General features: G+C 61.9%; 10 protein-coding genes. 1 reads left to right on the forward strand and 9 read right to left on the reverse strand.

Annotated elements, in window-relative coordinates:
• The first annotated feature begins 5 nt into the window (after positions 1-5).
• On the forward strand, positions 6-1,064 hold the full coding sequence (locus EOS_RS31735) for an aminotransferase class V-fold PLP-dependent enzyme (protein WP_047896156.1): 1,059 nt from the start codon (positions 6-8) through the stop codon (positions 1,062-1,064).
• A 75-nt stretch (positions 1,065-1,139) separates the two neighbouring features.
• Here the strand turns inward: EOS_RS31735 and EOS_RS31740 are convergent, their stop codons facing one another.
• The 9 genes from EOS_RS31740 to EOS_RS31780 form a co-directional block, all read right to left on the reverse strand.
• A complete protein-coding gene (locus tag EOS_RS31740) occupies positions 1,140-1,580 on the reverse strand; it encodes a hypothetical protein (RefSeq protein WP_047896157.1) in 441 nt (146 codons plus the stop codon).
• A gap of 335 nt (positions 1,581-1,915) precedes the next feature.
• Positions 1,916-3,247 carry a guanine deaminase gene (guaD, locus tag EOS_RS31745; RefSeq protein ID WP_047896158.1) on the reverse strand — a complete coding sequence of 444 codons (1,332 nt, stop codon included), beginning with the start codon at positions 3,245-3,247 and terminating at the stop codon, positions 1,916-1,918.
• A gap of 27 nt (positions 3,248-3,274) precedes the next feature.
• Positions 3,275-4,636 (reverse strand): NCS2 family permease, encoded by a 1,362-nt coding sequence (locus EOS_RS31750; protein WP_047896159.1) that lies wholly within the window; start codon positions 4,634-4,636, stop codon positions 3,275-3,277.
• 11 nt (positions 4,637-4,647) lie between these two features.
• Positions 4,648-5,676: an adenosine deaminase gene (locus EOS_RS31755; RefSeq protein WP_047896160.1), complete on the reverse strand. Its 1,029-nt coding sequence runs from the start codon at positions 5,674-5,676 to the stop codon at positions 4,648-4,650.
• 28 nt (positions 5,677-5,704) lie between these two features.
• On the reverse strand, positions 5,705-6,730 hold the full coding sequence (gene xdhC / locus EOS_RS31760; protein WP_047896161.1) for a xanthine dehydrogenase accessory protein XdhC: 1,026 nt from the start codon (positions 6,728-6,730) through the stop codon (positions 5,705-5,707).
• A 22-nt stretch (positions 6,731-6,752) separates the two neighbouring features.
• A complete protein-coding gene (gene xdhB, locus EOS_RS31765; protein ID WP_082163582.1) occupies positions 6,753-9,203 on the reverse strand; it encodes a xanthine dehydrogenase molybdopterin binding subunit in 2,451 nt (816 codons plus the stop codon).
• Between the two features lie 55 nt (positions 9,204-9,258).
• Complete coding sequence (xdhA, locus tag EOS_RS31770) at positions 9,259-10,761, reverse strand: xanthine dehydrogenase small subunit (protein ID WP_047896174.1); 1,503 nt, start codon at positions 10,759-10,761, stop codon at positions 9,259-9,261.
• A 420-nt stretch (positions 10,762-11,181) separates the two neighbouring features.
• Positions 11,182-11,694, reverse strand: a complete 513-nt coding sequence (locus tag EOS_RS31775) for a disulfide bond formation protein B (protein WP_047896175.1) — start codon at positions 11,692-11,694, stop codon at positions 11,182-11,184.
• 133 nt (positions 11,695-11,827) lie between these two features.
• Positions 11,828-12,483: amidase family protein (locus EOS_RS31780; protein WP_047896162.1), on the reverse strand; the 656-nt coding region annotated here is incomplete at its 5' end.

Genomic DNA, 12,483 nt, shown 5'->3' on the forward strand with positions numbered 1-12,483 from the left:
ACACCATGCTTCTGCTGAATCCCGGCCCCGTCACGCTGACCGAACGCGTGCGAAATAGCCTGCTGCAAACCGACTTGTGCCATCGCGAGCCGGAGTTCTTCGATCTGCAGGACGAAGCGCGTTCGCGCTTGCTTGCAGCTTATGCGCTCGATCCCGCCGTCTGGACGGCCGTGTTGATGACCGGTACGGGCACGGCCGCCGTCGAAAGCATGGTCGCGGGCATGGTGCCGGAAGGCGGGCGCCTGCTGATCGTCGAAAACGGCGTGTATGGCGAACGGATCGCGCAGATTGCACGGCAGTACCGGATCGATCATGAGGTCGTGAAGTATGCGTGGATGGAAGCGCCGGATACCGACGCAATCATCCGCAAACTCGACGGCTTTACGAATGTCGCGATCATTCATCATGAGACGACAACGGGCCGTTTGAATGAGATCGACCGGCTTAGCGCGGCCTGTAAAGCGCGTGGCATCGGCTTGTTGCTCGATGGCGTGAGCAGTTTCGGCGCCGAGCATATCGACTTCGATGGCGGCGGGATTACTGCGGTCGCGGCGACGGCGAATAAATGCCTGCACGGCGTGCCGGGCGCGGCGTTCGTGATTGCAAAACGCGATGCGCTGAAGCACGCCGCGAGCCGGACGTATTACCTCGGCATCACGCGCCTCGCGAAGCTGCAGGACGAGCGCAACACGCCGTTCACACCGTCCGTGCATGCGTATTACGCGCTGGTTGAAGCGTTGCGCGAGTTCGAGGAGGAGGGCGGTTTGCCGGCGCGTCACGCTCGCTACGCGGCGCTGGCTGAGCAAGCGCGTGCGGGACTGGCTGCGTTGGGTATTGAAGGCGCGTTGCCCGCGGGTGAGTCGTCCGTCGTGTTGCGGGCATACCGGCTGCCGGCGGGAATGACTTATCCGGTTCTGCACGACAGCTTGAAAACAGAGGGTTTCGTGATCTACGCGGGACAGGGCGGACTGTCGAACGAGTTGTTCCGCATCTCGACGATGGGCGCGCTAACTACGTGCGACATCGATCGCCTGCTCGGTTCGATCGCGACGATGCTGCGCTGATCTGCCGCAATCGTTTGCTGTCGGCAAAAAGCCGTGCCAGCCGATGTCGGCGCCGCCTTTTGCCTGGTGACGCGGTCAATCGCGGTTGCAGAAAATCGCGGTGATGAAGGGCGCGACGTGATGGATCACAGCGTCGCTGCCGGCTGCCCGGACTTTTTCCTTGACGGAGTCTTCCCCGCCGATCACGACGGCGCCGTAGGCCGAATCGGCGATCGGTTCGCCGCTGCCTTGCTTGAAAATCGCGTCGTCCTTCTGATACCCAACTACCGCGAACACGCCGAAATCGAACGCCGTGAGGTGACTTCCGTGCGTTGGCTTGAACGCGTTGATGGAGTTGGATTCCACGCGCATCGGCGTGGTTTCTATGGCGTGGCTTTCCTGAAGCGGCGCGATGAACGCGTGCGCTGTCGATTTGCAGTCGAGTTGGGAATCCAGCGCGTAGGCTGAAGCGTGCGTGGACGATGCTGCAGTGAGTATGAATAAACCGATCCGGACGGCTTGTGCGAGTGACTTCATGAACGGTGGATACGCGCTCGGGCGCTGCCAAAAGGCTAGACTGTAACGGGAAGCAGGAAAGTGTGCTTAAACAAGTGCTTAGAGCCCGTCTGGAAAGGCTTCGCGCCGAGCGGGTCTTGTTTGATTTGTGATTAATCCAGCTGATAGGCAATCCTCAGCGGAATTGAGGTGAACGGCTTAACGGTTTGATAAAGCGCTTGAACCCGCTGCTTTAAGGATGGTTAAGCGAGGTTACGGCGTATCCACGCGCAAGCGACCTTCATCGGTGAAGGTCGCTTGCGTGCCAAATAGCGTGAACGACCCAAGGGGCGCTTTCTCTGCCGAACCAGCAACCCTCAAGCCGCTGCCAACTCCGGTACTGCCGCGCGCCGTGCCTCTCGCCGATGCACGCATTTCCCCGCCGCATACGTCTCGAACACGGCGCGGTCGTCGCCTAGCATCGCGAATGCGAACAGCAGTTCTTCCAGCGATTCCGCCCGCGCCGTCCGGCGTGCGAGCAGGGGTGTGCCGGCAGGGTCCAGCACAACGAAATCCGCCTCGCTGCCGGGCTTGAGCGTCCCGACCCTGTCCGACATGTCGAGCACTTGCGCCGCGCCCGTGGTCGCCAGCCAGAACATTCGTGCCGCGCTCAGGTGATGGCCCGTCAGGCGCGCGATCTTGTGCGCTTCGCCCATGGTTTGCAGCATCGAGAATGTGGTGCCGCCGCCTACGTCGGTCGCGAGCGCCACCGGCATTTTCGCGGCGCCGGCCTTCTCGATATCGAACAAACCGCTGCCGAGGAACAGGTTCGATGTCGGGCAATGCGACGCAACCGCCCCAGTTTCCGCCATGCGCTGACGATCGGTATCGTCGAGATAAATGCAGTGGCCATAGACCGCGCGCTGACGCAGCAAGTCGTAGTGATCGTAGATGTCCAGATAGCTCCGATGCCCCGGGAACAGGCTTTCGACCCACTTGATCTCGTCGGTGTTTTCCGCGACATGGCTCTGGATGTACACGTCCTGGTGCTTGCGCGCGAGTACCGCGCAGGCTTCGAGTTGCGCTTCCGTGGAGGTCGGTGCAAAGCGCGGCGTCAGCGCGTATTCCTGCCTCCCGCGACCGTGCCAGCGTGCGATGAGTTCCGCGCTGTCGTCGTAGCCGGATTGCGCTGTATCGCGGAGATACTCCGGGCAGTTGCGATCCATCAGCACTTTGCCGGCGATCATGCGCAGGTTGCGCGACTCGCTTTCGCTAAAGAACGCATCGGCGGATTGCTTGTGGACCGTGCAATACACGAGCGCCGTGGTCGTGCCGCAAGCCAGCAGTTCATCGATGAAAAAGCCCGCTGTTTCCCGCGCATAGGCCGGGTCTTCGAACTTGCGCTCGGTCGGAAACGTGTAGGTGTTCAACCATGGCAAGAGACCCGGCGCCGGCGACGCGATCATGTCGGTCTGCGGATAGTGAATGTGCGAGTCGATGAAACCCGGCACGATCAGCTTGTTGCGTAAATCTTTTATCTCGGCATCCGGCGCTATCTGGTCGCGCAAGGCCGCATACGCGCCCGCTGCCACCACGCGGCCATCTTCCACCAGCAACAGGCCGTCGGTTTCGTGCACGGCGTTATCGTCGGAGAAAGCAGGGTCGTCCCGGAAAGTGAGAAGCTGCGCGCGGTAGGCGGTCTGAGTCATGGTTGAAACGTCTCCAGTGAAGCGTATTTATAGCTGTGTCAATAACAGCAACGACAGTGCGGCGACAATCCACATCGCCGGCTTGATTTCTTTTCTGCGGCCAGTGAACGACTTGATCACGACAAATGCGAGAAAGCCGTACGCGATGCCATCGGTGATGGAATAGGTCAGCGGGATCAGGATCATCGCGAGGAACGCGGGAATGGCTTCGTCGAAGCGGCCCCATTCGATCTTCGTGATCGACTCCATCATGAACACGCCGACCAGGACGAGCGCAGGCGCGGTCGCAATGGCAGGCACCAGCGAGAGCAGCGGCGAGAGGAACAGGAAGGGCAGGAAGCACAAACCCGCCACGACCGCGACCAGCCCCGTGCGGCCGCCTGCAGAAATCCCCGCCGCCGATTCGATATACGCATTCGCCGGACTCGTGCCGAGCGGCGCGGAAACGAGCGCTGCGAACGAATCGACCATCATCGACTGGCGGATGTTGCGCGGGTTGCCGTCTTTGTCGTAGAGCTTGCCGGCTTCCGAGATCGCCATGAAGGTTGAGAGGGCGTCGAAGAACGACGTGAACAGCATCACGAAGATGAATGGCCAGTAGACCAGCTTCAGCGAGCCGAGCAGATCGAGCTGGCCGACTGCCGAAAAGTCCGGTGCGGAGAACAAGCCGTTCCAGTTCACGAGCGTTTTTGTGGCGATCGCGGCGGGCCAGTAAGCGGTTCCGTCGCCCCAGAAGCGGCCGATGGGAATCGAGATCACCGTCGTGAAAATGATGCCGAGCATCAGGGCGCCGGTCACGCGTCGCGCGACCAGGATGGTGGTCACGGCAAGGCCGATCAGAAACGTAATCACCACCGGATTCAACGATGCCGAATGCACGATCGTCACGGGATCGCTGACCACGAACTTAGCGTTGACCAATCCGATCAGGCTGATAAACAGCCCGATGCCACACGACACGGCGTGACGCAGGTTCGCAGGAATGGCATCGACGACAAGCTTGCGCGCGTTGAACGCCGCGAGCACCGCGAAGATAACACCGGCCCAGAACACGCAGCCGAGCGCTGTCTGCCAGGGCATCTTGCCGGCATGAACCATCACGAACGCGAACAGCGCGTTCATGCCCATGCCCGGCGCGACGAGAACCGGGTTGCGCGCGTACAGACCCATCGCGCAACTGCCGAGGAAACTGACAATCACGGTAGCCGTGAGCGCTGCAGGGAAGGGGACGCCCGCCTGCGACAGAATCCCCGGATTGACGACGATGATGTACATCGCCGTGAGGAAGGTCGTGATGCCCGCGACAATCTCCGTCTTGGTCCGCGAGCCCACCGAGCGGATGCCGAAGAAACGCTCGAGCGTGGTTGTATCGTTGGTAATCGTTGCCATGGCGTTCTCGCTCAAGCTGCCGCGTGCCAGTAGGCGTCGAGTTTGGCGACCATCGCATTGCGTTCGGCTTCAGTAACGAACGACGCTTCCAGGCTGTTTTTCAGCAGCGTGTAGACCTCGGCGTCGGTGAGATTGAGCGCTTCGGTGATCGCGAAGTAGTTGGCGTTCACGTAGCCGCCGAAATACGCGGGGTCGTCGGAGTTGATCATCACGGCCACGCCTTGATCCAACAGCGCTTTGAGCGTGTGTTGGGTCATGTCGTCGAAGACGCGCAGCTTCAGGTTCGACAGTGGGCAGACGGTCAGTGCGATACGAGCGTCAGCGAGACGAGCGACCAGCGCCGGGTCTTCCATGCTGCGCACGCCATGATCGACGCGATCCACTTTCAGCAGATCGAGCGCTTCGTACACGTACGCCGGCGGACCTTCTTCGCCCGCATGCGCCACGAGTTTCAACCCTTTCTCGCGCGCCTTCGCGAACACGCGTTCGAACTTCGAAGGCGGATGGCCGCGTTCCGACGAATCCAGTCCAACGCCAATCAATCGATGCTTGTATTGATCGAACAAGGGCAGCGCTTCGTCGAAGGTCTTGAGCGCATCATCTTCCGGCAGATGGCGCAGGAAACACAGGATCAGCTTGCTCGTCAAACCGCGCCGTTCACCCTCGGCCAGCGCGCTTTCGATACCCGCAACGGCCGTGGCAATCGATACACCGCGCTCGGTGTGTGTCTGCGGATCGAAGAAAATTTCGGTATGCGTGACATGATCGGCGAGCGCGCGTTCTACGTACGCCATGGTCATGTCGTGGAAATCGCGCTCGTGCAGCAACACGCTCGCACCGGCGTAGTAAATATCGAGGAACGATTGCAGGTCGGTGAATGCGTAGGCCGCGCGCAACGCTTCGATGGACTCGTACGCAAGCTGCACGCCATTGCGTTTTGCGAGTTCGAAGATCAGCTCGGGTTCGAGCGAACCTTCGATGTGAATGTGCAGTTCAGCCTTGGGGGCGTGGGCGATCTTGTCAGCGAGAGTGGAATTCATGCTTATCGTGTGCTTTAAAAGGTCTGGATCACGCGGTTTGCGGATGCTGCGCGGAATTGTAGCTGTGCGCAGCGCGTTCCTCGACCTTCTGCAGCAACTGTGCTGCGACCGATACTGCAATCATTTCCGGCGCTTTATCGGCAATGCCGGGTACGCCGATCGGACACGTCATGCGGCCGATGCGCATGGGGTCGATGCCCCGCGCCGCCAGCCGGCGTTCGAACTGCACCTTCTTCGTATGCGAGCCGATCATGCCAAAGAACGCGAAATCGCCACGCCGGAGGATGCGCTCGGCCAGTGCGAGATCGAGCGCGTGGTTATGCGTCATCACGAGGAAGTAGCTGTTGGCCGGCGCTTCGTCAACGGCGGCTTCCGGGATTCCGCTGGCGTCCATCTCGACGTTGTCGGGGAGACGATCAATGGGCGGGAAGGTTTCATCGCGCTCGTCGACCCACACCACGCGGCAGGGCAGATTGGCGAGCACCTTGATGATCGCCGCGCCCACGTGACCAGCGCCGAACAGCACCACCGCAAACTCGCGCAGCGCGATGGTTTCGGTCAGCAACGCGCCGCTTTCGTCGAAACCTGCGCCGTCCCAGAGCAAACAATCGGGGCCGGCTACACCCGGTTCGGGGTCGGAGATCATCACGCCGTCCGGAGCCGGGCCGAAACCGACACTGCGCACGGTGGACAGTCGCTGCGTCATGCGTTTGCTCAGCGACGTGACCCAGCCGAGATCGCTGACATCCAGCCGTTCGAACGCCAGCACGACTGCGCCGCCACAGCATTGGCCAAGGCTCGGGCCCAATGCGAAACGCTCGAGCCGCCGCATGTGCGGACTGCGTGCGCCGTCTTTCAGCACCTGGCGCGCCGTTTCGATAGCCTTCCATTCCAGATGGCCGCCGCCGATCGTATGGCGTGCGTCGTCGCGTGTGACGATCATCTTTGTGCCCGCTTCGCGCGGCGCCGAGCCTTCCACGCGCGCGACCGTCACCAGCACGACGGCGTCACCGTGTGCGAGAAGGTGTTGCAGATCGCGCAGCCAGGCTTGCATCGAATAGGCTCCGTTCCAAAGACTAGTTGACCGACGCCGGCTGGGCGATGTCCGCAGCCGCCACCATCACCTGCTTCGACGCCTGTGCGTCCAGCGCGTTCAGTATCGATTCCGGGGTGGCCGGGGCGCGCAACGCAGGCGCGTCGGCGGAGTCGGGTGCCGCCGACGCGATCGCCGCGCGGATCGCGAGCAACACCGAGAAGCCCAGCAGCAACGGCGGTTCGCCCACGGCCTTCGACCGGAACACGGTTGGCTCGACGTTCTGGTTATCGTAGAGCGCGACGTTCATGGCGGCGGGGATGTCGCTTACCGACGGAATTTTGTACGTGGACGGCGCGTGCGTCATTAGACGGCCGTCGCGATTCCACCAGAGTTCTTCTGTCGTCAGCCAGCCCATGCCCTGCACAAAACCGCCCTCCACCTGACCGATATCGAGTGCGGGATTGATCGACTGTCCCGCGTCATGGAGGATGTCCGTGCGCAACAAGCGCCATTCGCCGGTGAGCGTATCCACGACCACTTCCGAGATAGCCGCGCCGTAGGCGAAGTAGTAGAAGGGCTGGCCGGTCAGCGTTTTCGAATCCCAGTTGACCTTCGGCGTGGCGTAGAAACCGTCCGACCACAACTGCACACGCGCCAGATACGCCGCCGCGACGAGTTGATCGAAAGGCATCTGACCGCCATTCGATTCGACCACGCCGTTGTGGAAGCGCACGTCTTCGACACGTCCACCAAGCTGTTTTGCGGCGAGTTCCGCTAGCCGCCCGCGAATGGTGAGTGCGGCGGCTTCTGCCGCCTTGCCGTTCAGGTCGCTGCCGGTGGACGCTGCCGTTGCCGATGTGTTCGCGATCTTCGAGGTATCGGTGGCGGTCACGCGGACCCGCGACAACGGCACGCCGAGCGCGTTTGCCACGACCTGCGCGACCTTGGTGTTCAGGCCCTGGCCCATCTCGGTGCCGCCGTGATTGACGAGCGCGGAGCCGTCTTTATAGACATGCACGAGCGCGCCAGCCTGGTTCAGGAACGGCACGTTGAACGAGATGCCGAACTTGACCGGCGTGAACGCGATACCGCGCTTGAGCACGGGACTCGTTTTATTGAACGCGGCGATGGCCTTTCGCCGCTGCACATAAGCACTCGATGTAACCAGTTCATCGGTCAGTGGCACAATCACGTTGTCTTCCACGGTTTGTCCGTAGGGCGTCACGTTGCGCTCGCCGGTGCCGTAGTAGTTCACGCGACGGACATCGACGGGATCGCGCTTAAGCCGATGCGCGATTTCATCCATCATCACTTCCATCACGAGTGCGCCTTGCGGACCGCCGAAACCGCGAAACGCCGTGTTCGACTGCGTGTTGGTGCGGCAGCAGAGCGCGGTGATATCGACGTCCTGCAGGTAATACGCATTGTCGAAGTGACAGACCGCGCGAGTGGCCACCGCGCCGGACAAGTCCGCCGAATAACCCGCGCGCAACGCGATTTCAACTCGCGCGCCTTGCAAGCGGCCGTCGTCATCGAAACCCGCTTCGTAGGTGTAGATCGCGTCGTGGCGTTTGCCGGTGATCATGAAGTCATCGTCGCGATCGGCGCGCAGTTTCACCGGCCGATGCAGCAAGTGAGCAGCCAGCGATGCGATGCAAGCAAAGATGCCCGACTGCGATTCCTTGCCGCCAAACCCACCGCCCATCCGGCGGCATTCGCAGATGACGTTGTGGGTCGGCCAGTCGAGCATGTGTGCGACCAGATGCTGCATTTCGCTCGGGTGCTGCGTGGAACTGTAGACAAGCATGCCGTCCAGTTCTTTCGGAATGGCGTAGGCAATCTGCCCTTCGAGATAGAACTGCTCTTGCCCGCCGACCTCGAATTCGCCTTGCAACCGATGCGCTGCCGCTGCGATTTTTCCGTCCGGATCGCCGCGTTTCAAATGCAGAGGCGGCAGCACGAACTGCTGTTTCGCTTTAGCGTCACGCGGCGTCAGGGTGGCTTCGAGCGGTTCATATCGGATCACTTCTTCGCTCTTTGCCAGCGCTGCCGCGCGGCGCGCGAGATCGTGCGTTTCCGCGATCACCACGAACACCGGTTGTCCCAGATACAGCACCTCGTCTTTCGCGAGGATCGGGTCGTCGTGGAGCACCGGGCCGCAATTGTTTTCGCCAGGGATGTCGTCGGCGGTGAACACGGCAATCACGCCGGGTGCGGCCAGCACGAGGTCGAGATTGATCGACACGATGCGCGCATGCGCATGCCGCGACAGGCCGAGCGCGGCGTGCAACGTGCCGCGCAGTTCGCCGATGTCATCCACGTAGGTCGCTTCGCCGCTGACATGCAGGTTCGCCGATTCGTGCGGCAAGCCGACGCCGATCGCCGCGCGCTCCGGCTTTTTCGTCGATGCGGCGTCGGATTTTTCGCCAGCGCGCGCGGTGATTTCACCGTGGGCGGTGCTGTCGAGAAGGGGATCGGTACGCTTGTTCATCGCGTGGTCCTTGGTGCTTGGTGCAGCGTTATGCGGCCTGTGGGAGGTAAGCCGCTCATTGCACGTCGAACGCGAACGCGTTGACGTCGTGGAGTGCGAGCGGCGAATCTTCACGGGTCTCCAGGAAGAAGCGCCACAGCACGTTGCGCGCCACCTTGCTGCGATACGCGCTCGACGCGCGCATGTCGGTGAGCGGTTGGAAATCGATATCCAGCGCGCGCATGGCAGCTTCTACGTTCGCCTCGTTCCACTCCTGATCCAGCAAAACCGCTTCCGCATTCGATGCCCGCTTGGGCGTCGCCGCCATGCCGCCGAACGCGAAACGCGCGGCGCTCACACGTGTACCGTCGAGCGTCACGGCGAACGCGGCGCACACAGCCGAGATGTCCTGGTCGTAGCGCTTGGATATCTTGTAAGTCCGGAAGCGCAATTTCGCCGATGGCAGCGGCACGCGAATTCCCGCGACGAATTCGCCAGGTTCCAGCGCCGTTTTCTGATAACCGAGATAGAAGTCATCGAGCGCCAGCGTGCGGACTTTGGCGGCTTTCTGCAGCACGATTTCGGCATCGAGTGCGATCAGTGCGGGCATGGAATCGCCGATGGGCGAACCGTTCGCCACGTTGCCGCCGAGCGTGCCGGCGTTGCGAATGGGCCGCGAGGCGAAGCGCGTCCACAATTCCGCGAGTTCCGGATACACGACCGAGAGCGCGCCATACGAATCTTCCAGCGAGGCCGCCGCGCCGATGGTCAGCCATTGCCCGTCGCGGGTGATCGACTTGAGTTCGGTCACATTGCCGATATACAGAACGTCGCCGAGATTGCGGAACTGCTTGGTGACCCACAGGCCGACGTCGGTGCTGCCGGCCAGGATGCGTGCATCCGGATGCTCGGCGCGCAGCCGGGCGAATTCGGCGAGCGAGACAGGCGCGAAGAACGTTGGGTGGCCGAATGCGGCGCCGCGCGCGTCGGGCGCGCAATATTCGAGCGTTTCCTTGCGCTGGATGGATTCGAGCTGGTCTTTGAGCTTATCGCGATCGAGCGGCGCGCGAGGGTACTCGAACATTTTCTGCGACGCATCCACGATCGGCCGATAGCCGGTGCATCGGCAGAGATTGCCGGAAAGGGCGGCGTTGATTTCGTCGCGCGTGGGAAGACCGGCGTCGGCGGGCTGGTTCTGGTAAAGCGCCCACATCGACATGACGAAACCGGGCGTACAGAAGCCGCATTGCGAACCGTGGCAATCGACCATGGCTTGCTGGACCGGATGCAGCGTGCCGTCCTTGGCGCGCAGGTCTTCCACGGTGAAGAGTGCCCGGCCGTCAAGCGTCGGCATGAACTGGATGCAGGCGTTGACAGCCTTGAGCACGGGCCGGCCGTGCGCATCGAGTTCGCCGATGACCACCGTACAGGCGCCGCAATCGCCTTCGGCGCAGCCCTCTTTGGTGCCGGTGCATTGGTCGTGCTCGCGCAAATGCTGGAGCACGGTGCGGGAAGCGGGTACGTCGTGCACTTCGCGGATGGCGTTGTGCTGGAAGAACCGGATGGTTTGCGTTGTCATATAGAAGTCCGAGACATTGCGGATCGGGCGCGCGTTACGCGAGATCGGCGTCAAGATTCAAAAGAAATCAGGCCGACACAGCGCACGTGGATCGCCATCCAGAAATAAAGATATCACCGCAATATCTCGAAAAGATTCCGGTGAACGTATCAAGACTATGTGAACAGCCGAATGTGGATAGGAGAAAAATACGTCAAAAACCTATCCGGACGGTCATCGGGGGGAGGCGGGAGGGGCGAGGCGGGGGGCGGCTTAGCGGATAGTGACGCGCAAGCTTGACGGGTGCGGATGACGCTGAGAGGGCTGCGATAGAAGCTCGCAGTGGGCGAAAGCCTGACGGCCCATGCGCACGCGGCTCCAATCTTTGCGGAAAGCGGGAAGAGCAGCGGGGCGAAGATCCGAACCGCCCGGCATCCGTACTCAACCGGCCCGCAATCTCCGCTTGCCCCACAAACTTCCGGCGACGCACAGGAAGATTACAACAAATCCGATAAGGCCCCACTGCGGAAGCGAGAGCCCCAAAATGGGCGGGTAAGGCGTTTCGCACAGCCCGGCTACCTTGAACACCTGAGGAAGCCACTGCGCGGGCGGAAGAGAATCCACAACTGGCTGAAGTGCATCGAACCCACAGCTCAATCCCGGATGCGCCTGCACATAAACATGCCGTGCGGCTGCTACCACGCCCCCGAGGGCGGAAAGTGCAACCAGCGTCTCGAGCAACGCGATTGCGCGCCATCCCCTGAACGAAGCACCGAGTAAGGCAAAGACCGCGATCAGCACGAAAAAGTATCGTTGAATGATGCACAGCGGGCAGGGATCTTCGCCTTTGACGAATTGAAGATAGAGCGCCCCGCCAACGAGCCCAAGACAGATCACAGCGAGCAAAACCAGCAATCGTCGTTCGCGGCGAATGCCCCGCTCGTCGTGGTGCATGGTGAAATGGTTCAAGGAGTTGTTCATGTTTTCCGAATTGTTCGAGAAAAAAACACCTGAAAGGGCATATCCGGCGACGGAATTCTATCGCGATCCCCTGTCGCCGGGCGGTTTCGGGCGCGGTATGAGCGGCTCAGCGCGTTGTTTCGAGTACGGCTTCGACCGCGCGGCCGATGGACAGCAGCGCGTCGTCGCCAAACGGCGCTCCGGCCAGCATGAGGCCGACCGGTGCCTCACCCCGCGGATGGCACGGCAGCGACAGCGCGCAACTATCGAGGAAATTGAAGACGGACGGATTGCGCAGGATCAGCGCGTTGGTGCGGCCGAACGCTTCGTCGTCGTGTTCGAGGTCGGCCACGCGCGGTGGCACGACCGGCACGGTCGGACACACGATGGCGTCGAACCGCTGCCACAGCGTGCGCGCCTGCTCGATCATCGCGGCTCGCGCCTGCAACAAGTCGATGTAATCGGCGGCGCTGGCGGGCTGGCCTTTCAAGATGCGCACGCGCACGCGCGGATCGTATTGGTCGGCATGGGCTTGTAGCAGCGGCCGATGCCATGCGTAAGCTTCGACGGACGCAAAGCTGAAGCGATTGATTTCTCCCAGCCGGTCGAGCGGCGCGAAACGCACGTCTTCCACGAGCGCGCCCGCTGCCGACAGATGCCCGATCGCGGCGGAGTAGGCGCTGGCGACCGTTTCGTCGACGCCGTCCATCACGTAGTTTGTCAGCACGCCGAGACGCACGCCGTCCAGCGGCCGGGTGGCAGGCACGCCGGCGTCGCGGCCGG

It is taken from the genome of Caballeronia mineralivorans PML1(12) (assembly GCF_001028175.1).
GTDB lineage: Bacteria > Pseudomonadota > Gammaproteobacteria > Burkholderiales > Burkholderiaceae > Caballeronia > Caballeronia mineralivorans.

Excerpts from the sequence above, each read along its gene's own strand:
- EOS_RS31735 (WP_047896156.1), top strand. The coding sequence starts at position 6 with ATGCTTCTGCTGAATCCCGGCCCCGTCACGCTGACCGAACGCGTGCGA.
- EOS_RS31740 (WP_047896157.1), bottom strand. The coding sequence starts at position 1,580 with ATGAAGTCACTCGCACAAGCCGTCCGGATCGGTTTATTCATACTCACT.
- guaD (WP_047896158.1), bottom strand. The coding sequence starts at position 3,247 with ATGACTCAGACCGCCTACCGCGCGCAGCTTCTCACTTTCCGGGACGAC.
- EOS_RS31750 (WP_047896159.1), bottom strand. The coding sequence starts at position 4,636 with ATGGCAACGATTACCAACGATACAACCACGCTCGAGCGTTTCTTCGGC.
- EOS_RS31755 (WP_047896160.1), bottom strand. The coding sequence starts at position 5,676 with ATGAATTCCACTCTCGCTGACAAGATCGCCCACGCCCCCAAGGCTGAA.
- xdhC (WP_047896161.1), bottom strand. The coding sequence starts at position 6,730 with ATGCAAGCCTGGCTGCGCGATCTGCAACACCTTCTCGCACACGGTGAC.
- xdhB (WP_082163582.1), bottom strand. The coding sequence starts at position 9,203 with ATGAACAAGCGTACCGATCCCCTTCTCGACAGCACCGCCCACGGTGAA.
- xdhA (WP_047896174.1), bottom strand. The coding sequence starts at position 10,761 with ATGACAACGCAAACCATCCGGTTCTTCCAGCACAACGCCATCCGCGAA.
- EOS_RS31775 (WP_047896175.1), bottom strand. The coding sequence starts at position 11,694 with ATGCACCACGACGAGCGGGGCATTCGCCGCGAACGACGATTGCTGGTT.